Annotated in this window: 19 protein-coding genes, 1 tRNA gene, 1 rRNA gene and 1 pseudogene; 9 read left to right on the top strand and 13 right to left on the bottom strand. The window is 46.3% G+C overall.

What is annotated here, in order from left to right; translation table 11 throughout:
• Positions 1-13: 13 nt before the first annotated feature.
• Both L3V37_RS22110 and rhtB read right to left on the bottom strand, forming a co-directional pair.
• Positions 14-1237, bottom strand: coding sequence for an EAL and HDOD domain-containing protein (locus tag L3V37_RS22110; RefSeq protein WP_130545165.1), 1224 nt, complete (start codon positions 1235-1237; stop codon positions 14-16).
• A 24-nt stretch (positions 1238-1261) separates the two neighbouring features.
• The gene (gene rhtB / locus L3V37_RS22105) at positions 1262-1879 is read right to left on the bottom strand and encodes a homoserine/homoserine lactone efflux protein (protein WP_054729573.1); all 618 of its coding nucleotides are present in this window, start codon (positions 1877-1879) and stop codon (positions 1262-1264) included.
• Between the two features lie 65 nt (positions 1880-1944).
• On the opposite strand from rhtB, the gene L3V37_RS22100 reads away from it, so the two are divergent.
• Both L3V37_RS22100 and L3V37_RS22095 read left to right on the top strand, forming a co-directional pair.
• Complete coding sequence (locus tag L3V37_RS22100) at positions 1945-2955, top strand: alpha/beta fold hydrolase (RefSeq protein ID WP_005378733.1); 1011 nt, start codon at positions 1945-1947, stop codon at positions 2953-2955.
• A 244-nt stretch (positions 2956-3199) separates the two neighbouring features.
• Positions 3200-4024 carry a Cof-type HAD-IIB family hydrolase gene (locus L3V37_RS22095; protein ID WP_005378734.1) on the top strand — a complete coding sequence of 275 codons (825 nt, stop codon included), beginning with the start codon at positions 3200-3202 and terminating at the stop codon, positions 4022-4024.
• Between the two features lie 50 nt (positions 4025-4074).
• Here the strand turns inward: L3V37_RS22095 and L3V37_RS22090 are convergent, their stop codons facing one another.
• Positions 4075-4545, bottom strand: a complete 471-nt coding sequence (locus tag L3V37_RS22090) for an EVE domain-containing protein (protein WP_005378735.1) — start codon at positions 4543-4545, stop codon at positions 4075-4077.
• 47 nt (positions 4546-4592) lie between these two features.
• On the opposite strand from L3V37_RS22090, the gene L3V37_RS22085 reads away from it, so the two are divergent.
• Both L3V37_RS22085 and L3V37_RS22080 read left to right on the top strand, forming a co-directional pair.
• Complete coding sequence (locus tag L3V37_RS22085; protein WP_213894347.1) at positions 4593-6143, top strand: COG3650 family protein; 1551 nt, start codon at positions 4593-4595, stop codon at positions 6141-6143.
• The gene (locus tag L3V37_RS22080; RefSeq protein WP_237307127.1) at positions 6143-6739 is read left to right on the top strand and encodes a tRNA-uridine aminocarboxypropyltransferase; all 597 of its coding nucleotides are present in this window, start codon (positions 6143-6145) and stop codon (positions 6737-6739) included. Before L3V37_RS22085 ends, L3V37_RS22080 begins: the two co-directional genes overlap by 1 nt.
• A gap of 83 nt (positions 6740-6822) precedes the next feature.
• Here L3V37_RS22080 and L3V37_RS22075 read toward each other — a convergent pair whose 3' ends face one another.
• From L3V37_RS22075 to L3V37_RS22045, 7 genes and pseudogenes are all read right to left on the bottom strand, one after another.
• Positions 6823-9309 (bottom strand): EAL domain-containing protein, encoded by a 2487-nt coding sequence (locus L3V37_RS22075; RefSeq protein WP_053350820.1) that lies wholly within the window; start codon positions 9307-9309, stop codon positions 6823-6825.
• Between the two features lie 138 nt (positions 9310-9447).
• Positions 9448-10164, bottom strand: a complete 717-nt coding sequence (yigB, locus tag L3V37_RS22070; protein ID WP_053350826.1) for a 5-amino-6-(5-phospho-D-ribitylamino)uracil phosphatase YigB — start codon at positions 10162-10164, stop codon at positions 9448-9450.
• Positions 10165-10172: 8 nt separating this feature from the next.
• Positions 10173-11105, bottom strand: coding sequence for a tyrosine recombinase XerC (gene xerC, locus L3V37_RS22065; RefSeq protein WP_005378742.1), 933 nt, complete (start codon positions 11103-11105; stop codon positions 10173-10175).
• Positions 11071-11802 (bottom strand): DUF484 family protein, encoded by a 732-nt coding sequence (locus L3V37_RS22060; RefSeq protein WP_005383398.1) that lies wholly within the window; start codon positions 11800-11802, stop codon positions 11071-11073. Before L3V37_RS22060 ends, xerC begins: the two co-directional genes overlap by 35 nt.
• Positions 11796-12626, bottom strand: coding sequence for a diaminopimelate epimerase (gene dapF, locus L3V37_RS22055; RefSeq protein WP_005378744.1), 831 nt, complete (start codon positions 12624-12626; stop codon positions 11796-11798). Before dapF ends, L3V37_RS22060 begins: the two co-directional genes overlap by 7 nt.
• Positions 12627-12636: 10 nt before the next feature.
• On the bottom strand, positions 12637-13890 hold the full coding sequence (lysA, locus tag L3V37_RS22050) for a diaminopimelate decarboxylase (RefSeq protein WP_005378745.1): 1254 nt from the start codon (positions 13888-13890) through the stop codon (positions 12637-12639).
• Positions 13891-13951: 61 nt separating this feature from the next.
• Positions 13952-14163 (bottom strand): annotated as a pseudogene (locus L3V37_RS22045) (lipoprotein).
• On the opposite strand from L3V37_RS22045, the gene cyaY reads away from it, so the two are divergent.
• Complete coding sequence (gene cyaY / locus L3V37_RS22040; RefSeq protein ID WP_042523922.1) at positions 14143-14457, top strand: iron donor protein CyaY; 315 nt, start codon at positions 14143-14145, stop codon at positions 14455-14457. The pseudogene L3V37_RS22045 and the gene cyaY sit on opposite strands and share 21 nt — an antisense overlap.
• 69 nt (positions 14458-14526) lie before the next feature.
• Here cyaY and L3V37_RS22035 read toward each other — a convergent pair whose 3' ends face one another.
• Positions 14527-17055, bottom strand: a complete 2529-nt coding sequence (locus L3V37_RS22035; RefSeq protein WP_053350817.1) for a class I adenylate cyclase — start codon at positions 17053-17055, stop codon at positions 14527-14529.
• Positions 17056-17401: 346 nt separating this feature from the next.
• On the opposite strand from L3V37_RS22035, the gene hemC reads away from it, so the two are divergent.
• From hemC to L3V37_RS22015, 4 genes are read left to right on the top strand one after another with little or no spacing between them, the layout of a single operon-like run.
• A complete protein-coding gene (gene hemC, locus L3V37_RS22030; protein WP_237307125.1) occupies positions 17402-18340 on the top strand; it encodes a hydroxymethylbilane synthase in 939 nt (312 codons plus the stop codon).
• Positions 18341-18342: 2 nt separating this feature from the next.
• Positions 18343-19071, top strand: a complete 729-nt coding sequence (locus L3V37_RS22025) for a uroporphyrinogen-III synthase (protein WP_237307123.1) — start codon at positions 18343-18345, stop codon at positions 19069-19071.
• 17 nt (positions 19072-19088) lie between these two features.
• Positions 19089-20300: a uroporphyrinogen-III C-methyltransferase gene (locus tag L3V37_RS22020; protein ID WP_237307121.1), complete on the top strand. Its 1212-nt coding sequence runs from the start codon at positions 19089-19091 to the stop codon at positions 20298-20300.
• The gene (locus L3V37_RS22015; RefSeq protein ID WP_237307120.1) at positions 20300-21481 is read left to right on the top strand and encodes a heme biosynthesis protein HemY; all 1182 of its coding nucleotides are present in this window, start codon (positions 20300-20302) and stop codon (positions 21479-21481) included. The genes L3V37_RS22020 and L3V37_RS22015 overlap by 1 nt, the downstream gene beginning before the upstream one ends.
• A gap of 738 nt (positions 21482-22219) precedes the next feature.
• Here L3V37_RS22015 and L3V37_RS22010 read toward each other — a convergent pair.
• Together L3V37_RS22010 and rrf are read right to left on the bottom strand one after the other, a co-directional pair.
• Positions 22220-22310 (bottom strand) — tRNA-Ser (locus tag L3V37_RS22010).
• Positions 22311-22380: 70 nt separating this feature from the next.
• Positions 22381-22497, bottom strand: a 5S ribosomal RNA gene (gene rrf, locus L3V37_RS22005).
• Between the last annotated feature and the right edge of the window lie 95 nt (positions 22498-22592).

Raw genomic sequence — 22592 nt, 5'->3', positions numbered from 1 at the left:
ATAAGACCAGAAATTATGCAGTCGCGACGCTTTGACTCCAGCGAACCGCTTCACCTAAGGAGAGCTTCACTTCCTCTAAAGGCAACCCCAATTGCATCGTGATTTTTTCAACCCCTGACCAATCGGCACGCTCGTAGCACTCTTCAAGGGAAATAAGTGCACCATAAACCCCTTTGCGATGTAATAGCGCTTGTTGTACTGAATGACTAAGCGGTAACTGCCTAACTAAAGATTCCACCGAAAGATCCAGCAACGCATCTAGAATCGACAGCAAACCAACCATGAAACCTTGTTCGTTGAGATGAGAGAATGGCTGATAGCGCGACATCAATTGGCAAAATTGAGCTCGTTGCAATGAAAGGTGATACAGCTCTCGAGGCTTGTTACTGGAGATATACGATGCCACAACCAAAGAGACAAACTGCTTAAGGTTATCCTGGCCAAGATAAATCAATGCCTGACGAAAAGAGCTGATTTCGACAGCCAAATTCGGCGCTTGCGTATTTACAAAACGCAATAATTTATACGACAACGCGACATCTTGCGTAATGATGGACTCGATACGAGTAAAGTCAGGCTCAGGAGCACAAACTTCACGAAACAGTTGCAATGCCAACACTTGCTCAGGACTGACGTATTTAGTCTGCGAGACGAGTGGCTTGCTAAAAAAATAACCTTGGAAAAATTTAAAGCCAGCCGCTTTCGCTTGCTCAAACTCTTCTGCGGTTTCAACACGTTCTGCTAAAAAGTGGTATTTGACGCGTTTGGCAAGGTGTGTTTTGACCAGTTCACAGGCCTTTTCAAGCCCCATCGCCATAATGTCGAGCTTCACAATATGCACATATGGCAAAAAACGGCGCCATTCTGGTGTTAGGGTGAAGTCATCCAAAGCGATCAAGTAACCTTCTCGATAAAACTCACGAATCGCATCAAGAAGCTCATCCGTAGGTTGGCACGTTTCCAACACTTCGATGACAATTTTGTTTTTCGGCAAACTGCGCGGCAAACGTCGCACCAAGCTTTGATGAGGAAAGTTAATAAAGCATCTAGAAGAGGCAATCACTGGGTTAGTACCCAGCGATAGGAAGTTTTCGACGATCAGTCGGTATGTCGCTCGATTTGAATCAATATGTGAAGGGTATGCGTTACTCTCCCCGTCTCGAAACAACAATTCATAACCCAGCGTCTGTCTTTTTCGGTTAAAGATCGGCTGGCGAGCGACATACGTTGTATTCATGCTAAAGAAGGACCTATAAATGGCTTATGACTTTGCAGCTGCTAATAATGCACCACAACCCATGAACATTGAACCGAATACTTTGTTTATTTTTCCCATGATTTTATCGGAGCGAATAAAGCGTCCCATTTGTGCTGCCAAGCTCGTGTAACCCAACATTACACACGCATCAATCACGACCGTAGTGACGCCAAGCACCAACAGTTGCGTGATTTGGTCTTTTGCCGGGTCAATAAACTGCGGGAACAACGCCACCAGAAAAACAATCGATTTAGGGTTGGTGAGGTTAATTAACACTGCCTTGTACAACAGCGCCGTGCCTGACATCTCGTTGTGGTTTTCAGCTGCGACTAAGCTTGATGTGTCGCGCCATTTCTGAACCCCCAGCCAAACCAGATAAGCGGCACCAACCCATTTAATGACAGAAAATGCGGTTGCTGACTGCGCGACAAGCGCACCAATACCCGCCCCCACCAGCGCGATGTGGATAACTAAACCAATTTGTAAGCCAATAATGGCACCCAGTGATTTACGGGTACCGTAACTCAAACCATTACTGATTGAGTTCACCGTGCCAGAGCCCGGAGCCAAACTAAAAACGATTGCTGTTACTACATAAGCTAACCAGACATGGGTATCCATTGCATTTCCTCACTAATTCTTCGATGATACATCGCGTAAACAACGTATCTTCAGGTAATCAACTAATGGCGACTAACCATTCACCTTTGACTTATACTCAAGAGACATTATTTGAGCAAGCAATTGGTGGTCCGATCGCAGCACTTTGGCAAACTCGCCAAGAGGGCTTTGTTAAAGGGACTGAGAAAAAGAACATTTACTGGTGCAAGCTAACCAACCCAGAGCATAAAAAAGCCGTGCTCATCGTAAATGGACGCATTGAGTCTTCCTGGAAATACCAAGAGCTGTTTTACGATCTCTACCGCCAAGGTTTCGATGTCTATTCCTTTGACCACCGCGGACAAGGTTTATCAGATCGTTTATTATCTGACTCAGATATGGGTCACGTCTATGACTTTACTGATTATATTGATGATATGGACATCGTCGTAAAAAAACACGACCTTAGCGAATATCAACAATGCTTCATCATCGCGCACTCTATGGGCGGCGCGATCGCCACACGTTACCTGCAAACTCACCCAGAACACCCTTTTACTGGTTTGATTCTAAGTGCGCCCATGTTTGGCATTAACCTGCCATGGTACCTATCACCAATAGCGATTCCGGTCACACAAATTATGTCAGCGGTATCGACTTTGCCACGCTATGCACCAGGACATCAGGCCTACTTCCCTAAGCCCTTTGAAGATAACCCACTTAGCCAAAGTTACGGCCGCTACCAATGGTTCCGAAACCTATATACGGAAAAACCGGAACTGCAAGTCGGTGGGCCAAGCACTCGCTGGGTTTGGCAAGGGCTCATGGCCGCTAAGCAGTGCTTTTTATTAACTCGCCAAGTCAAAATACCAGTAATCCTAATCCAAGCCGGAAACGATCGGATTGTTAGCAACCTCGCGCAAAAGCGTTTTATTGATAAATTGCGGAAAACCAACCCGCACGCGGAGCTGCTTTCCATCGAAGGCGCACAGCATGAAATCTTATTCGAGACCGACAAGTATCGTAATCAAGCGCTCGATGCGATTTTCCGCTTTATGAATGACCCTAAATCGCCATCAAACGAACAAGCACAATAAGAACTCTAGGCGACCATTTCACGACTAAGATTAAAGAGGAAATGTCTACACATCGATTTACCCTCTTTTTCATCCTCATTTTGGCGTACACTGCTTGAACTTGGCTACTTTGACACAGTGTTTAACCGCATAGTGCTACGGGCCCAAGTTCCCCCGCATTCGGAGCAGTACGATCTAGTCAGTCTGCTGTACTCCGTTTGCAATTCACCTGTTCCACACTATCCAAACCGTTTACGAGGACTTCATGAGCACATCGCTACCTTGCAAAGAGATCACCAAAATCGTTGCCTCTGATCTGGATGGCACGTTACTCGCACCAAACCATCAGCTCAGTGCTTACTCAAAAGAGACGCTAAAAGCGCTGCATGAAAAGGGTTATACCTTTGTCTTTGCAACCGGCCGTCACCACGTAGACGTTGCGAGCATCCGTCGCCAAGTTGGCATTCCAGCTTATATGATCACGTCGAATGGTGCCCGAGTGCATGACCAGGAAGATCAGCTAATGTACAGCGAGAATGTCCCTGCGGAACTGGTACAAGGCGTGATCGACACGATCAAACATGATCAAGAAATACTTATTCACATGTATCAAAATGATAGCTGGTTGATGAACAAGGATGATGAAACGTTACGTGACTTCCACGATGAATTCACTTACGTCTTATTTGATGAAGACCAAGCCCCAACTGACGGTATTGCGAAAGTTTTCTTCACGCATCCAGGAGAAGACCACGAACGTTTGGTCGTATTTGAAAACAAACTACGTGAGCAGTTTGGTGATAAGCTGAACATCGCATTTTCAACGCCTTGGTGTTTGGAAGTAATGAGCGCTGGCGTATCTAAAGGCCATGCTCTTGAAGCGGTAGCGAAAAAACTCGACCTCACGTTAGAAAACTGCGTAGCATTTGGTGATGGCATGAATGACGTAGAAATGCTGTCGATGGCAGGTAAAGGGCTAGTTATGGGTACATCACACGAAAAAGTGATGAAAGCTCTACCAAATAATGAAGTGATTGGCAGCAATGCGGAAGATGCGGTTGCACACTACCTACAAGAACACTTGCTGTAAGCTTCAATACTCCAAATAATGAAGGGCTGCACATTCGCAGCCCTTCTCTTTTATCGCTGACTTGGCAGCTTCTCTTTGCCAAGAATCGCGTCCCATTCTTCTTCTGTCACGGGCATAATCGACAAGCGATTTCCACGTTTCACCAACGGCATGTTCTCAAGTTCTGGCATCGCTTTCATCACCGACAACGGAATCACTCGCGCCGTTTTACGTACAAACTCGACATCCACCATAATCCAACGCGGGTTGTCTGGGTCTGACTTTGGATCGTAGTAATCGCTTTCGGGATCGAATTGGAAATGATCGGGATAGGCTTCTCTCACAACTTTAGCAATACCTGCCACGCCAACATGTTTACAGGAAGAGTGGTAAATCAGAACTAAATCGCCCACCTTCACTTGGTCACGCATCATATTGCGCGCCTGATAATTACGAACTCCCTCCCAACATGAAACCTTTTGGGTTCGAAGCGTGTCAATAGAAAAGGTATCTGGTTCAGTTTTAAATAACCAATATGCCATAATGCCATCCGATGCCGATTGAGTAACAATAATGAGGAAGATATAACATGAAGGCTTTGAAAAACCCAGTGGCGCTTGCCACCCTGCTGGTTCTGCAAGCATGTAGTTCACAGCCGCCACAATCTGGTGCTGCTGACCCAACCTCTCCACCAGCAACCTTAGATAAGCCTGAAACCATTCAACCTCAAACTTTTATGCTACGCGGAAAAGTGATCGTCGGTCACGAGAGCCAATACATCATGCCTTGCGGCAGCGACAAGCAATATTGGTTGCAACTATCACCACAACAAATGCAACGAGCAATTCAGTTAAATAACGAGCCTTACCAGACTATGTATGGCGAGGTTATCGGCCACCTCAACCAACCGGGCATCGATGGGTTTTCTGCTGATTTCGATGCTAACTTTGTCGTGGAACAAGTGAACTTCCTCACAACGGAAAATCCAAACCGTTGTCAGCAACCAAACAAACCAACTCGCGTGTTTGGTAATGAGCCTTCTTGGTCGGCAAGCTTTGAGGCTAATGGACTAACATTCCAGCAAATCGGCAAACAAACCACAAAATTAGCGATTAAAAGCAGTCAGCTTCAACCTCGCCAGCGCACTTATCAACTACAAGATGGTGAGCTTCGCTTAACAGAAAACCTCTGCTCAGACACAATGAGCGATTCTTTGTATGGCTGGAAAGCAACACTAAAACATGATGGCGAGACGTATCAAGGTTGTGGTATGGCTGCAAACGTCGATGCAACGCTTGGCTGGGCTAATACCTATGTCGCGACCTCAACCCAATCACAAGGCTTTGAAGTACAAATGACCTTAAACCCAGACCACAGCGCCACAACAAAATACCGTTACGCCAATGGACAAGCACCATTAATCGAGCGTGGTTACTGGCAACAGTTAAGTCCGTCTCAGGTTCAAGTTGTCATGACGCATCATCAACAGCAAAGGCTAATGTCAGAGCGACTGTTTACTCGAGAAGGCAATCAGCTCAAAGCGACCAAAGAAAAAGTCGGTAACTTAGTATACCCAATCGCCGATGGTGGTTTAGTCCTTTATCCTGCCACCGTTCGTGATGAAGGCATCATGCAACCAGCCGAAAAACGCACCAACAACCCCATCGGTAGTGCTGACGTCCCTTCTAGTGCAGAGTTTGATTCAAAAGTAGATGCCGCGGTGCGCAACTACTTCTTTATCCATCAAACCACCCCCAACAATAACCAATACCGTTGGCTAACTTACGACCTCAACAGCGATGGTAACGAAGAGCTATTGGTACAGTTGGATTGGTGTGGTTCCGGAGGCTGTACATTGCTGATATTTGAACATCACGAAAAGGAATGGCGATTTAATAGCCGCATTACACTAGTGCAAAGCCCGATTATGCTCGGCCAACAAACCTCTCATGGTTGGCGAGATCTGATTTTTAATGTCAGCGGTGGCGGAGCTAAAGCGGCTCAACACGTGATGCAATACACTGGGGTTAGCTACCCACTCAACCCAAGCATGGCACCAACGGCAACGCCGAACCAAGTCAGTGGTGTGCGTCTGTTCTCTGATGGGATAAGCCCGGTGCGCGAAGGAGTTCGTCTGTAATGTCACAACCGTGTCCAACCTGCGGTTTTCAATTCAATTGTATGTGCTCGCTAATGCCGAAACTTACCAGTGAGCACAACATCCTGCTGTTAATGCATCCGAATGAACTGAAGCGTGATACTAATACCGGCCAGCTACTAGAGCAGTGCCAACTCAACATTGAGCGAGTAATCTGGGATCGCAAACAGCCACCAGCAGAATTGCTCACTCTATTAGCTGATCCGTCGCGGTATCCGGTGTTGCTCTTCCCCTGTGAAGAAAGTATCACACTCGAACATGTGGTACTCCAAAGCCAGCAACAAACCAAAACTCCGCTGTTTATTATTTTAGATGCCACCTGGCAAGAGGCGAGCAAGATGATCAATAAGAGCCGTTGGTTAGAAGGTATCCCTACTATGGGATTGTCTGCGTCGGCGGACTCACAATATCAGCTGCGACGCAACCAACAACAAGGTAATTTGTGTACGTTTGAAGTCGCTGCACATTTGCTCGGGCAACTTGGAGAACAAAACAACCAACAACAAATGCAGCGCTTTTTTGCCCATTACCTCGCTCTGTTCCAAGCAGAAAAGAGTGGACACGCTCTTAAGCGTTAACCATTAAGCTCAGTAGAAGAACCAAACAAAAAACGCAGCCTACGCTGCGTTTTTTACGACAAGAAGTTTCACGTGAAACATCATTAAAACAGTCGAGTCGGCTCGCCAAGATAGTAACCCTGCAAATAATCCACCCCCATGTCTTGTGCAATGGTACACACCTCCTGATTGTGGACGAACTCCGCCACCGTCTCCGCGTTAAACACCTGGCACAAACGCACCAACTGGGAAGCGATCTTGCGCTGTTTTAAGTCTTTATCAATATCACGAATCAAGCTGCCATCGAGCTTTATGACTTCTGGCTCCAACTTTAGGATTTCATCGATATTCGAATAACCGGACCCAAAGTCATCAACAATGATACGCGCCCCTAAGCTTCTAAAATGACTGCACACTTCTATCATTCGGCCGTAGTCTTTGATCTGCTCAGATTCCAACACTTCTAAACCAATTCGCCTTGGGTCATTTAGCTGGCTAATTTCATGCTCTAAAAGCATTAAAGTTTTATCACTGAGCAAATCTTGCGGCGATAAGTTTATAGAAAAGTCACCTTGCTTATCTCGCATATAATGCAACGTAGAATGAATCATGTGCCGACTTAGTCGAGTGTAAAGATGCGTATCAGAGATAATCGGCAGAAAACGCCCTGGCGCAATCACCGTTCCATCGGCTTCCAGAATACGAACCAAACATTCTTGGCTTGCCAATTTGTGGCTACCCGCATGCACAATAGGTTGGCTATAAGTGATGATATTCTGTTTAAGAATGGCTCTACTGACGCAACTTAGCCATCCAAGTTGCTCTTTACGCACATCCTCACTGACTTCAATATCTTTCGCATTACAGATATGGGTATTACTGCGTACACCGGAGCGCCTCGCTTCGATGCCTTTGAGTAAGAGCTCATCTACTGAAGCGGATGGAAAGTCTCGACGACTCACTAAGCCGCCGCATAGCGAGATAGAAAGATAATCTATTTCACGTAGGCCAATTGGCTCAAAATTAGTTTGTTCTACCGCGTCAGCAAAACGCGTAAAGTGCTGTTTGATGGTCTCGCTGCTTTGATCAGCTTTAAATATGAACGCCCACTCACCAACCCCAATACTATAAAGCTGCAAAGCCGTTGGCATGCCGAAACGCTTTCGTAGTCGATTCGTAAAGTGCATTGAGAGATCTTTGAGTAATTGATCTCCCACTCGGTAGCCGTATTTTTCGTTGATATGACTAAAGTTAAGTAGCTTTAGAGTCAACAAATGCTCATCCAAATCGATGTTACTCAGCCGCTCTTGCAATGCGACCCGGTTTTGTAACCCCGTACGACTGTCGCGTCGATAGCTTTCTTGTAACTTGCGCGTTTGGCGATCGAGTTGATATCCCATATGCGCGTTCATATGGTTGAGATCGCCGATCGCATTTCGAATCAAGCTAAACAACGGTGAAATAGAGGAGCTAACGGGCGACTTAGGCAAGTTCAATGTTTGCACTTCGTCTCCCTCTCGCATCGCTAAATACGTCAGGCTGTGATGAAGAATTTCGGGCTGACCAATACCACCATGCAGTTCCCCCATACAGTAACTACCAAACGTCGTCGCAATATCTTTGAAGGCTTGGACTTCGTCGCTGCTGTCAATAAAGTCTAACCGTGACGCGCAGTTAAAAATCATAACGACTTCAGGTTGGTGCATGGCTAACTCAACCACACCATGCCGCACTTGCTCGAGCGTTAACGAGGGATGGTTATAGCAAAATTGCACTTCGTCACCAAGACACCAGGGCCTGTCGAAGCTCATACTGCCATCAGCGTGTAGCTCCGTTACCGTACAAACTTCCTTTCGCCCTAAGCTTTCTCGATACAAAGGAAAGCTGAGCAGTTGACTCAGCGTCACGTCATGGCCATCCGCCAAGTAACGCTTGTATACTTCCAGCGCTTTCTTCTCACCTAAACAATACAAGCGCGTACCTTTTGCATGAGTGACTTTGTGTGGCATGCCAATCGGGTTCCATTCCGAATACGCATCAGTCCATAACTTCAAAGTATCACTGTGCAAAGCTACGGCAACCACAGCGTTATCGTAAACTCGGTTTTGATATAGCACCCAGCAGCCATCGTCAATACTCTGCGCCAACCCTCCAGAAATCACTACTTCTTCACTGGCGAAGGTTTGAAACAAGGGATAGTCACGTCGTTCAATTTGCACAGCAAAGCTGAGGATCACCTGTGAATTATGCTGCATTAGAAGAGAGCGCTTGAGCTCCCCGCCATCAATGTCAGGGGAGTAAGAGTATGTTTGTACCGCAGAAGTCAGCGTGGTTTGCTCAAATTCAATCACACTCACTAGGCAACCAGAGGTAAATATCTCCCCTTCCAGAATCACATTACGCGTACTATGCCCCATAACATGAGCATTCGGCAGCGACGACAAAACGGCGTCTGCAAGTGTGGTCGTAATTTCGCGCGATTGCGTCGACAATATTTGTACTAAATATTGTTTATCTGAGGAAGTCGGAAAAGTGACTAAAAAGTCATTCAGTTGACTGACATCGTGAACCAGTTTTGAAAAAGCTCGCATGGACCTACCACTGCCGTAACACTATCTTCACCACGACGTGTGGCGTTACTATTTTTATTTAATAGAGAATAATTTACGTTGCTTTGCGCTGCTTTTCTAGACACAAAATGAGATTAGAATGGATTAATGCGAAAGCAATTAAAAAAGTGTGAGTAACGGCTGCAAACTATTGATTTCAATATCAGGTAAAGTACGTGTTTTTGAATGGTTAATGACATTTTTATTCATATCATTAAACCAACAGGCTGCAAAACCAGCCAACTTTGCACCATGCACATCCGTGGTTAGATGATCACCGACATGCAGAATATTCTCCGCAGGAATATCCAAGAATCGCTTCGCTTTAGTAAACATATCGGTTGCGGGTTTCGCCAATCCATCTGGTCCTGCTTTAAGTACCTGTTGGAAATAAGGCGTAAGACCGATGCGGTCTAAATCCACATTACCGTTGGTGATTGCCACCAACGGGATGTGCTGCGCGAGTTCCTCCAGTACATCGAGGCTTTGCTGCGGCACTTCAAAACGGTTACGCCAGTCTAACGCAACGTCTACTGCGGCTTTCGCGGCGGCATGTGCTGCGTCTTCGTCGTAGCCTACTTGGGAGAAGGCTTGCTGAAGTTGCACTAAACGCCATAAAGTGACATCGCTCTTCAGCTCGGGTTGTTGCTGCACAACACGCTGCTTGAGAGCAAACCAATCCGCTTTGTTCATATGAGCAACCGCTGGATGATGGTGCTTGAGCCAAGATAGCAACTCACGCTCCATGCGAACTATCACAGGATAGTTGTCATAGAGGGTATCATCTAGGTCAAAGGTCATTGCCTTAATAGGCTCGATACGGCGATAAAATTTCATACTTCGGCTCACTCCCCGTTCTTTTTACGTGCGCGTGGGTGGGCTTGGTCGTAGGCTTGCGCCAAATGTTGGAAATCCAAGTGCGTGTAGATTTGGGTCGTCGAAATGTTCTCGTGCCCTAAAAGTTCCTGCACCGCACGTAAGTTATTGCTTGATTCGAGCATATGTGTCGCAAATGAGTGACGCAATTTATGCGGACTAATATGGCTTGCGACAGACTGTTTCTGCCCCCATTCAGCCATGCGCTTTTGCACGCTACGATGCGAAATACGCGTTCCGAGCTTAGATACAAACAAGGCGGGCTCACCTGGAGCGGCTAAATCACCACGAACGCGTAACCACTTCCCGACCCACTCGGTTGCCATCCCAGAGAACGGCACTTTACGTTCTTTATCGCCTTTACCAATAACACGAAGCTCACCACTACGCAGTTGTACATCACGTACATCCACACCCACCAACTCAGCCAAACGTAAACCGGCGCCGTACATCAGCTCCATCATGGCGCGATCGCGCACAGCCAACGGGTCGTCCTCGTTGACTTCAAGTAATTGGCTCACTTCGTCAACATCGAGGTTTTTGGGCAACGGGCGTTTTTTGCGAGGTGCTGAAACCCCTTTGGCTGGGTTAGCCGACATCTCGCCACGCAGAATAAGGAAATCGAAAAAGCTACGCAGCGATGAGAGTCGCGTTGCCAAACTGCTGGCTTTCATGCCTTCTCGCATGCCCTTACCTGCTAATTGGCGCACCCAACCAGCATCCACTTGAGACCAATCTTTGAGCCCCATTTCAGCTAGGTGCTGCGCCATTGTTTCTAGCTGCTGTTTGTAATTGCGCTGAGTATGTAGGCTAAGCCCCTTTTCGCTTCGTAAGAATTCATAGAAGCGCTCAAGAGGCTTTTGCAGACTATTTGGCAGAGGAGTGTTGGGAGTTGTCGTCATCGTAACTTTGCCATACCAGTGTTTGAGCGAGATGTGCCACTACTAATGATAGGTGACGCAAAAACAAGGTATCCATATCTGGCTGAAAATGGCCGCCATCTTCACTAGAAAAAGCAAGCACGCCCAGAGTTTGCTGTTTCACGAGCGGCAGTACCACATAGGACCCCATTTCCGGTACTTCCATGTTGCCAAACAAAGCTTCACGATCCACTTTGCGAAGGCGTCCTAAGTACGCATCTTTGCCATTTAAGTGAGTGGTCGCAAAGCGTTGATAACTTTCCTTACTCAATTGAATCGATGCGTCGCATTGACTAAACAATCGAACAAACGCACGTAAGCCCAATGCTTTGGCTTTCTCTTCGATAGAATGAATGACTTGTTTAAAGTCACCACACTTTAGAATCTGCCCCTGCAAATCCATAAATTCGTAAAAGGTGCGATCATTGTTCGCCGCAAGCGACATTAGTGTAGTGATCTCTTCCTCTAACTCTTCAATGCGCTGACGTTGGCGATTCATTTGGATGTGCACCAAAGATACCGCGCCTAAGTCTGAGTGTGGGAAAGATAAACGATCCACAAGCTCCGGACGTTGCACAAAAAAGTCTGGATGATCTTTGAGGTACTCTGCCACTACTTCAGCCGTTAAGGCATCTGCTTCTACTTGAGACAAACCGTTTCCTTTTTCTTCAACTAGCAAGATAATTGACCATCAAATACATGCGTTGTAGGTCCGGTCATAAACAACGGCTTGCCAGGACCTTGCCATGCAATTCGCAATTCACCACCAGGTAGAGAAACCTTAACGTTTTCATCCAACAAGCCCTGCAGAATCCCAACCGCGACTGCCGCGCATGCACCACTACCACAAGCTTGTGTCTCTCCTGCGCCTCGCTCGTAAACTCGAAGACGAATATGGTCACGACTCATCACCTGCATAAAGCCAGCGTTGACGCGCTCTGGGAAACGCTCATGCGACTCGAGCAGCGGACCGAGAGTTTCCACTTCTGCCGTATCCACATCGTCGACCACGGTCACTACGTGCGGGTTACCCATGCTCACAGCACCACAAAACAAGGTATTGTCGCCTGCTCGCATGATGTAAGTTTTCTCTTTTTGCTTCGCTTTGAAAGGAATTTTGTTCGGTTCAAACTCTGGCACGCCCATGTTGACCGTCACTTCCCCATCATCTTCGATGTTGAGAATCATCTTTCCTTTCTTGGTGCTCACGCTGATGCTGTATTTATTGGTCAGCCCCTTCAAGCGAACAAAGCGGGCAAAACAGCGTGCACCGTTACCACACTGTTCAACTTCACTACCATCGGCATTAAAAATCCGATAATGGAAGTCGGTTTCAGGGTCGTAAGGGGCCTCTACCACAAGCAATTGGTCAAAACCAACGCCAGTATGACGATCCGCCAAGCGGCGGATCAGGTCTTGCGAGAAAAACACGTTCTGGGTAATACAGTCGACGACCATGAAGTCGTTGCCCAAACCGTGCATTTTGGAAAAGTGGAAATGCATTTGTTGTGTGTTACTCCGGTAGAATCTGTTCCAGCTGCCACAAACTGGTCAGCTCCTCACGCTGGCGAACTAAGTGGCTTTGTTTACCGTCCACCATCACTTCTGCCGCTCGGGTACGAGTATTGTAGTTCGAAGACATCACAAAACCATAGGCACCTGCTGAACGAACCGCGAGTAGATCACCTTCTTGCAAAACGAGTGCGCGATCTTTACCCAAGAAGTCGCCGGTTTCACAAATAGGACCAACCAAGTCGTAAGTCTGTGCTTCACCCTTTCGCGGTGAAACTGGCACAATATCTTGCCATGCTTGGTATAGCGCAGGACGCATCAAGTCGTTCATTGCAGCGTCGATAATCGCAAAGTTTTTATGCTCAGTATGTTTTAAAAACTCAACACGCGTTAGCAAGATACCTGCGTTCGCAGCAATTGCACGGCCTGGCTCAAAGATCAGCTCCAAGTCTTGGTGATTTTCAAGACGGCCTAGTAACGCTTTGGCGTAATCAGAAGGCTGAGGTGGTAATTCATCACGATAGACCACACCCAAACCACCGCCGACATCAAGGTGACGAATGTTAATGCCTTGCGCTTTTAAATCATCAATCAGGGCTAATAAACGGTCTGTCGCGTCGATAAATGGGTCTATATTGGTCAGCTGAGAACCAATGTGGCAGTCGATACCTTGCACATTCAAGTTCGGCAGGCTTTGCGCGAATTTATAAACATCTGGCGCACGATCAAACGCAATGCCGAATTTATTGTCGCGAAGACCAGTCGAAATGTAAGGGTGTGTTTTCGCGTCGACATCTGGATTGATACGCAGAGAAATTGGCGCAATCACACCAAGCTCACCCGCAACCTTGTTCAAACGTTCTAGCTCTGGCTCAGATTCAACGTTGAAACATTTGATACCTAGCTCAAGAGCGCGCTTCATCTCTGCCGGTGTTTTACCAACACCAGAGAAAACGACTTTTTTCGGATCACCGCCTGCGGCAATCACACGCTCAAGTTCACCACCCGACACGATGTCAAAACCCGATCCCAAACGCGCTAGCGTGTTCAATACGCCTAAGTTTGAGTTGGCTTTCACCGCGTAGCAAACCAGGTGAGGATGCTGACCCACAGCACTATCAAACGCCTTCCAATGGCGCTCTAGCGTGGCTCGAGAATATACGTAAAGAGGAGTGCCATATTGCTCTGCAAGAGCTTGAAGTGGGACGTCTTCGGCCCAAAGCTGGCCATCATCCTGATAGTTGAAGTAATCCAAAATTCGCTTCCCTTATTTTATTCGACTGCTGAACCCTAATTTCACCCTAAGGTGCGGTTATTTATTGTGATTGCTCATTCTGTTGAGTGTCATCTGGAATGTATAGTGAGCCAGACTGACCACACCCCGCTAAGGTCGCGGCAACCATCACAAACAACACAGTAACTAATTTTTTCATTTCGCATATCGTGATTATTGAATCAATGCCCCCTATAATCGCACCACACTCAGGAAAAGCAATAGGATAGACGGATGAACGATACTGAATTTCATCAACTGGTGGATGCGCAGATGCAAATCATCGAAGAATCCATCGATGATTCAGGCGCAGACATTGATTACGAAGTCACTGGCAACGTAATGACATTGGAATTTGAAGACCGCAGCCAAATCATCATTAATCGCCAAGAGCCGATGCATGAGATCTGGCTAGCGTCCAAATCTGGTGGTTTCCACTTCAAGCTTATTGAAGGTAAATGGACCTGCTCAAAAACGGGTATGGAGCTATTTGAAATGGTGAAGCAAGAGTGTGAAAAGCACGCAGGCGAAACCATTGATTGGGCATAATTCTGGTCAATCGTCACCAAAACAAAAAGAGCACCGAAGTGCTCTTTTTGTTTATTGATACGGGTTTAATTACGCATTCACAGTTTTGGTCGGGCGACTCGGTGAACAACCGTCATTACGGTAAGGAATGATATACGCATTCCCCTCTTCAGGGTGAATAATTTGATAGTACTGAGGCAGGTTAAAGTTAATAAACTTCGACGCGACGCGACTATCGTCTTTTACCGACGTGTAGAAACTGTTTACAGACGAAATCATTTCATCTTTGGAGCCACTAAATTGGTGATACACTTCCACTTGATTTGACTCATCCAACACATAAATATTGAAGCCATCTTCGTTATCTTCAAAGAAGAACTGCACTAGACCTTCACTGGCAAACCCATCCACCGCCTCAGGCATTTGATATTCTTGCTCACGATCGAGCATTAACAGCGGCGAGCCTTTGAGTTTGTTAGTGGAAATGCTGCGGTAGAAATCGATGGAATTTTCTAGCTTCTGCACCGACACACCACGACGTTCAAAGAACAACCCATAAGTCTGGTTACCAAGGCGCATCGCTTTAAAGCGGCGACGTTTCTCTTGCTCTACTGGTTTCAAGCGTAAGTCGATACATTCAGCTAAAAGCTGGTAAACCATATTACGCATCACACCACGCATGTTCTTCGCATAGCAGAACACATCCACTGATTCTGGTGGCAACGCATCTTGGTGCATTTTGCCCAAAATGGTTTTCAGTGCATCCAGCATCGCCGTTTCCCCTTTGAAATGCAGCGTACGCACTTCATGCCAAGAGTTACGGTAAACAAGGTCAACACTGCCGACTAAATTTTTATGTTCTGGACCAAAGCTAAAAATATCGGTGTTCTTAACATCCACTTTCAACGAACGACCAGAAAGTTCAGACGTCGGATCATTTTCAAAGTTGATGAACATCGCAAGCTGGCTTATTTCACAAGGACTCGCTAGCGCCTGCATAGATGGACGACGCTTACGCAACGCAAAAGTATTTCGTAAGTCACTCACCATTTGGTAAAACTTATCAATATCTAGCTGCGCTTCACGTACCACGGCATGTAAACGAGTCGATTCAGTGATCAAGCCATTGAAGAATGCCCAAGCAACCAACTTACTCAAGTATTCATGATGCTCTAGATATGGTTGCCCCAAAATGCGGTGCGCAATAAGTGGTTGTTTATAGAGGTACCAACCAGACTTGTTCACTCCCCCTTTTTTCACTTCGATAAAGCTCAAGTCAGGCTCGTGCAGATCAGGTGAAATCTGTGGGTTTAGTAACGTTACTTTGCCCGGCAATACTTCAAAAGCCGCGTAAAGTTTACGGGCCAAAATACTGATGTCTTGCGGACTAATAGCAGAAGTGATGTCGTTACGACGCGCAAATTGAATCAAGTTACGGTAGCTTTGCATCAACGCATCCAGCAATGCATGATGTACCACCTTCACTTGTTCAACCTTCCAATTACGGCGGTCATCGAGCTCTGCAACGACACTGGCATCCCAATTCCATTTTGCAATCATATCGCTCAGCGCTTCACGACGCCAAGCTACTGAGCCAACATTCGGCTCACGAGATAATTTTTCATGGGTTTTGAGATAGAAACAGCGACGCACCAAATCCAAACGTGTATCGTCTTGAATTCGCTCTAAGTAACGGGTTACTTTTTCCAACATTAAGTAGTACGCATCCATGCCATAGAGATCAGGCTCATGGGCAAAGAAACGACGTTTAGTGTCGATGCTTAACAATTGAGTATGCGGGTATTCCCACGAGTAAGCTTCTAGCAAGATGGCTTTTAATACCGATTTGTAGGGAGAGTCGATGCTTTTGTATAACTGCCACAAGTTCGAGCCGAAGTATTCTTCAGCAGGAATGCAGTTCAATTTACCAAAGTCGATCCATTCACTACAGTCGATGTAACCATCACTGCACAGTTGAGAAACGTACTCGTCGTAACACTCTTCCATTTCTGGCGGCACGATTTGCCATAACAAACGCTGTCCGGCAATACGCACCGCACTACGATAGAATTCATCGAGCAAAAGTAAGTGCTGAGATGAACCACAGTTATCACCTGTCATCTCCTCAGAATGATTGCTTCTAAAGCGCTCTTTATCCATTAAGAAAAAGTTCGCTTCCACGCCTTTGCTTTGTGCCCAATCCGTGATGAGTAAGCATTTATTGGTCAATAACTCGCGTTCGTCACAATCCATCTCTGGTGAGATACACACCCAAATATCCAAATCACTGGAAGTACTTTGACCAATCGAGGAGGTACTGCCCATGGTGTACAAACCCAATATAGCGGGCTTTTCTACCGTCTTGAGCGGCTGACCAATGGCAAGTTGAATATCATCTATGAATTGTTGCTGAATGCTATTTAGTTCAAGCCCATGCACACCAAACGGGACATCGGCATCATAATAGCCAGGAATTACAGGATGGTTGTAGTTCAACAAGGCAGGAATCAAATGGAAGACTTGCTGGCTTTGCGAATCCATAAGCGCCAGCGCGCGATCAACTCGCTGCTGATTCAAATTATCTAGTCGCTGGATGATTTTTTGGGTGTAAGCCTGCAAGGGGAATTCCTTGGTTGAACAATCACGAAAATCTGCTGACGTTTTAAACCAAAATGGCTTAAAAACGTGATCAATTTAACACTTTTATTGGTGCGGGTAAAGCTTCACGCCCGCGTATCACTCTGGATACAAAACCATACTTTAGTCACAAAATTAATCGCGCGGTAGTGTCGCTCTTATTACCTATTACTAATAATAGTCCTTAGTCTAATTGAGAATCCAGTCACACTATTTTCATAACGTCATGTAATTCCATTCATAGCCTTCAGAGATAACGAACTAACAGTAAGCATTTCTTGATGAGAATGGTAGGATAAACCCAAATCCAAACAGCATTGAGAAGATCATGACACAATCCACACCGATTCGCATTGCAACTCGAAAAAGCCCTCTTGCTTTATGGCAAGCTTACTTTGTTAAAGACGCCCTTCAAGCCGCTCACCCTAGCTTGGAAGTCGAGTTAGTAACCATGGTGACCAAAGGTGACGTGATTTTAGATACACCACTAGCAAAAGTTGGCGGCAAAGGCTTGTTCGTAAAAGAGCTTGAAATCGCGATGCTAGAAGGACGTGCAGACCTCGCCGTTCACTCAATGAAAGACGTACCCGTCGATTTCCCAGAAGGCCTTGGCCTCGTGACCATTTGTGAGCGTGAAGATCCTCGTGATGCGTTCGTCTCTAATACCTATAGCCACATTGATGAGCTCCCTCAAGGTGCCGTGGTTGGTACTTGCAGTTTGCGCCGTCAATGCCAACTGAAAGAATATCGTCCGGACATCATCATCAAAGAGCTTCGCGGTAATGTGGGCACTCGCCTTGGTAAGTTAGATGCGGGTGAGTATGATGCAATCATTCTTGCTGCGGCTGGCCTCAAACGATTGAAGCTTGAAGAGCGCATTCGTAGCTTTATCGAACCAGAGCAATCACTACCAGCGGTAGGCCAAGGTGCTGTCGGTATTGAGTGCCGCCTTGACGATGAAAGACTGCTTAAGCTGCTTGAGCCACTTAACCACCAAGACACCGTAGACCGCGTTTTGTGTGAGCGCGCAATGAACCTGACGCTAGAAGGCGGCTGTCAGGTACCTATCGGCAGCTATGCCCTGCTAGATGGCGATAACATTTGGCTACGCGCATTAGTTGGCGAACCAGATGGCAGCGAAATTGTTCGTGGTGAAATCCGTGGCCATCGTAAAGACGGCGAAACGTTAGGAGTGCAGTTAGCCAATGAACTACTGGATAACGGCGCTCGTGAAATCCTAACTAAGCTGTACGCAGATCACGAATAATCATGGCAGTGTTGGTCACTCGGCCGGGAGAGCAAGGCAGCGCGCTTTGCTCTCTGCTCGAAAGGCACGGCATTTCTGCACATCACCATCCTCTGATCGACATTGTCGCCGATCTCACGGACACGCACCTCTCTAAACACCTGCATCAAGCTCAAATTGTTATCGCTGTTAGTCGACATGCCGTGCAATGTGCACAGCAAATCTTAGCCAGCAACGAGACATCATGGCCGAAACAAGCCATTTACCTTGCCGTTGGTCAAAAAACAGCACACTATTTAAGCAAATGTACCCAACAGAAAGTACACTATCCCCAAGTCAGTGATAGTGAACATTTATTGCGACTGCCAGAGCTCAATAATGTTGCCCAACAACAGGTTCTTATCCTTCGTGGGAACGGTGGAAGAGAGCTGATCAAAGATGCATTGGTGAGACGTGGCGCAAAAGTTCACTATAGTGAGACTTACAAGAGAGAATTCATCCCATTCGATCCAGTAAGCTGTGTCTCACTATGGAAAACCCTACAAATTGACCAGATCATCGTCACCAGTGGTGAGCAACTGGATTATTTGTGCAGCCAATTGACGTCAGAGCAATTGACTTGGCTTAATCAACAAGAGTTGTATATCCCCAGTCAGCGTATCGCTGACATCGCACTTCAAAGGGGGTTCACTCGGGTGAGATGCACGGGAAGCGCATCCAACCAAGAATTACTGGCGGCTCTCCAGCCCTAGCTACACAGGATATAGGCATGACAAGTAAAAATAACGACCAAAAAAATAACGATAAAAACCTTTCCGAAGAAACCTCATCGGCACCGATAGCCGAAAAAAGCACATCGCAGCAGGATGCGGCCCCTAAAAAAGAACAGCCAAAAGTGGCCGAGCCCCCAAAAACAGCCGAGCCAGCCAAAGTCGAATTTGAAGAAAAACAAGGCAAGCGCGGAGTTAAACTAGGCACAGTCGCTATCATCTTATCGATTATTTTTGGCGGTGGCCTCGCATACAAACTACATCAGCAGCAAGCCGATTACCAAGCGCAGATCGCCCAACTAAAAAGTCAGCTAGAAAGCACTCAAGCTTCCATGAAGCAAGAGCTCAGCCGGGTACAAGAAGAAACCATCGAGAAAGCAACGACCGTGACACACAAAGCGGAAGTGGTACTTGGACAGCAACAGAAGAGCATTGAAAGCTTACAGCTCGCCGTTGCCGATGTGAAAGGTCGTAGACCAAACGACTGGCTACTTGCTGAAGCCGATTACCTCGTCAAATTAGCAGGTCGTAAACTGTTCTTAGAGCATGACGTAGAAAGCGCCACTCAACTAATGGAAAGTGCTGATCAACGCATTGCCGCACTGAATGACCCTAGCCTCGTCAAACTACGTAAAGCAATGGCGAACGATATCACCAAACTTCGTACTATCCCGCTGATTGACCGTGATGGATTGGTACTACGCTTAACTGCTCTGCAACAGCAAGTAGACAAGCTACCTCTCGCCAATGCACTACTCCCAGAAGCAGAAGTCGTAGAGAACACTGAAGTGTCTGAAGATATTGCAAACTGGCAAGATAACTTAATGATCTCTCTGAAGGACTTTTCAGAAAACTTCATTACCTTCCGCACGCGCGATGGTAACGTCATTCCACTGCTTTCTCCTGAGCAACACTTTTACCTAAAAGAAAACATCAAAGCCAAATTGGAGACCGCAATAAAAGCGGTGTACCAAGAGCAAGGTGAAATTTACACCATGTCTCTAAAAACGGCCGACAAATGGGCATTAGCTTTCTTCAACCAAGACGATAATTCCGTTAAAGAGTTCAACAAAACTGTTAACCAGTTAAGCCAGCAAAACATTCAAGTGGAATACCCAACGAAACTGCAAAGTCAATCTCAACTATCAGATGTCATCCGTGAGCGCCTACGTCGCGAAGTCACAACGATGACAGGTATGGAGGATAAGTAATGTTTCGTCTTATTTTCCTATTTGTTGTACTAGGTGCAGGACTATTTGTTGGTACTCAATTTTCAGGTCAGCAAGGCTATGTACTCATCTCCATCGCTGAGAAAACGATCGAGATGAGCGTAACGACATTGGTCATATTCGTTATCGCAGCACTCGCAGGTCTTTTTCTACTTGAGTACCTAATTAAAAAGCTAGTTTACGCAAGTTCTACAACATGGAACTACTTCAGCGTGCGCAAAATGCGCCATTCCCGTCGATACACCAATGAAGGCATTATTAAACTCCTTGAAGGAGACTGGAAAGGTGCCGAGAAAAAAGTGACTCGTTGGGCGAATCATCACGATATGCCGCTACTTTGTTACTTAGTCGCGTCTGAAGCTGCACAAGGTCAAGGTGATAAAGCAAAACGTGATCACTATCTGGAGCTAGCGAGCCAGCAAGAGAATGCTCATCTCGCAGTAGAGCTGACTCGAGCGAAACAATTTATCCGCGACAACGAGTTCGAGGCTGCTTTCGATACTTTGCAATCGTTAAAAGGTCAGTATGCGAGTAATTCGATTGTATTGAACTTGCTGAAAACAACGTACATGCAGCTAAAATTGTGGCAACCTCTTATTGACCTCTTGCCACAATTAACCAAAGCAAAACTCATCACGGAAGAAGAACACGCAGAGCTGATTCAAAAGGCGCAATGCGGCTTACTCCATAAAGTAGCACAGCAGCAAGGTAGCGAAGGGCTTATCTCTCATTGGAATGGCCTTGCACGCAAAGTAAAACAAGACACACACCTAGTCGCCTGTTTTGCTCGTGAGTTGATAGCCCGGAAAGCAGATGCTGAAGCCTTTACTGTGCTAAAAGAAGCATTGAAAAAACAACCGGCTCCTGAGCTTTATCAACTACTGCCAGATCTAAACCTGCCAGATATCCACCCTGTCGTGGTTTTCTTAGAGGGAGTAGTGAAGAAAGAGCCAGATAACGCCGCTGCGCATAGCGCATTAGCGCACTTCTATTTCCGTCAAGAGAAGTGGCAAGAAGCCCAAGACCACTTCGAGATCGCCTTAAAGCTTCGCTCTGACGTCTCTGATTATGCATTCCTAGCAGATACACTAGAGAAGCAGAATCTAACTAAAGCCGCTCACGAAGTCTCTCGTAAAGCTCTCACGCTCGTCCAGAACGACTAAGTAGCGGTCATCTAACCAAGCCGGCAGTTTACTGTCGGCTTTTTTATTGCCTGTCACTCATCAACACTACACAAACCTGCAATATCCACTAGAGCTAATGCCCTGTAATCGCCTAAACTTCTTTGGGAAGCCCCAGCAAAGCTTCTTTAGTTCGTTCCCAGAAGCACTCCATTAAGCTCACTAAAATCCTCTAAAAAATAGCTTGCTCACTTTCTTCAAAATCTAAGCTTCTAGGAAGGAGCTCTACTAACAAAATGTAGATAACTTGGAATAGAGTAGGAAGAAAAAATAGGCACATAAGCTCCGATACTCTCCATTCTCTTTAGTGAGGACTGTCCTATACAATACTTAGAACGTGTTTATTGTACCAACCAGGGCAAGATAGCGAAGAGCCACTAGGTAACACTAAGAGCGAAGAGCGCTAACGCACGCAACATCGAGTAAAGGGTAAAGAGTAAAGGCAAGTCTCTTGTTAACAGAAACACTTTACCCTTAGAGGTAGGAATGCCAATACTCAGACTTGATGGCTCTCGTTAGAAGATAAAGTTATGAACTTCTGTCGCAGCACAACCCGTGAATAGCGAGAACGCGCTTAAAGCAAGGCTTCTCAAGTGACATAGTGCAGGGATACCTAGTCCGGGGATACGATCAGCTAAGGGATTGATTCCAGTCCCTAACGAATTTCCAAGCGTCAGAAACGAAGAAAGCCTCGCTATTTCTAGCGAGGCTTCTGAATAGTGGCGGAGAGATAGGGATTTGAACCCTAGATACGCTATTAACGTATGCCGGTTTTCAAGACCGGTGCTTTCAACCACTCAGCCATCTCTCCACAAATTGTCATCAACAGATTAGTACACTGATGATGTTGTTACTTGTCTATGCAAATAACGATATTTAAAGCCTGGCGATGTCCTACTCTCACATGGGGAAGCCCCACACTACCATCGGCGCTATTTCGTTTCACTTCTGAGTTCGGCATGGAAGTCAGGTGGGTCCAAAACGCTATGGTCGCCAAGCAAATTCTTTAATCTGGAAAGCTGTTTTTTAATTCTCGTTCTTACACATTCAATGTTCTTTCATTGAGTCCATCAAAACCCCTTGGGTGTTGTAT

Source organism: Vibrio sp. D54, from assembly GCF_021728075.1.
GTDB lineage: Bacteria > Pseudomonadota > Gammaproteobacteria > Enterobacterales > Vibrionaceae > Vibrio > Vibrio alginolyticus.
Note: the sequence above shows the minus strand (reverse complement) of the source record. Positions and strands in the feature narration are given on the sequence as shown.

Excerpts from the sequence above, each read along its gene's own strand:
- L3V37_RS22110 (WP_130545165.1), bottom strand. The coding sequence starts at position 1,237 with ATGAATACAACGTATGTCGCTCGCCAGCCGATCTTTAACCGAAAAAGA.
- rhtB (WP_054729573.1), bottom strand. The coding sequence starts at position 1,879 with ATGGATACCCATGTCTGGTTAGCTTATGTAGTAACAGCAATCGTTTTT.
- L3V37_RS22100 (WP_005378733.1), top strand. The coding sequence starts at position 1,945 with ATGGCGACTAACCATTCACCTTTGACTTATACTCAAGAGACATTATTT.
- L3V37_RS22095 (WP_005378734.1), top strand. The coding sequence starts at position 3,200 with ATGAGCACATCGCTACCTTGCAAAGAGATCACCAAAATCGTTGCCTCT.
- L3V37_RS22090 (WP_005378735.1), bottom strand. The coding sequence starts at position 4,545 with ATGGCATATTGGTTATTTAAAACTGAACCAGATACCTTTTCTATTGAC.
- L3V37_RS22085 (WP_213894347.1), top strand. The coding sequence starts at position 4,593 with ATGAAGGCTTTGAAAAACCCAGTGGCGCTTGCCACCCTGCTGGTTCTG.
- L3V37_RS22080 (WP_237307127.1), top strand. The coding sequence starts at position 6,143 with ATGTCACAACCGTGTCCAACCTGCGGTTTTCAATTCAATTGTATGTGC.
- L3V37_RS22075 (WP_053350820.1), bottom strand. The coding sequence starts at position 9,309 with ATGCGAGCTTTTTCAAAACTGGTTCACGATGTCAGTCAACTGAATGAC.
- yigB (WP_053350826.1), bottom strand. The coding sequence starts at position 10,164 with ATGAAATTTTATCGCCGTATCGAGCCTATTAAGGCAATGACCTTTGAC.
- xerC (WP_005378742.1), bottom strand. The coding sequence starts at position 11,105 with ATGACGACAACTCCCAACACTCCTCTGCCAAATAGTCTGCAAAAGCCT.
- dapF (WP_005378744.1), bottom strand. The coding sequence starts at position 12,626 with ATGCATTTCCACTTTTCCAAAATGCACGGTTTGGGCAACGACTTCATG.
- cyaY (WP_042523922.1), top strand. The coding sequence starts at position 14,143 with ATGAACGATACTGAATTTCATCAACTGGTGGATGCGCAGATGCAAATC.
- hemC (WP_237307125.1), top strand. The coding sequence starts at position 17,402 with ATGACACAATCCACACCGATTCGCATTGCAACTCGAAAAAGCCCTCTT.
- L3V37_RS22025 (WP_237307123.1), top strand. The coding sequence starts at position 18,343 with ATGGCAGTGTTGGTCACTCGGCCGGGAGAGCAAGGCAGCGCGCTTTGC.
- L3V37_RS22020 (WP_237307121.1), top strand. The coding sequence starts at position 19,089 with ATGACAAGTAAAAATAACGACCAAAAAAATAACGATAAAAACCTTTCC.
- L3V37_RS22015 (WP_237307120.1), top strand. The coding sequence starts at position 20,300 with ATGTTTCGTCTTATTTTCCTATTTGTTGTACTAGGTGCAGGACTATTT.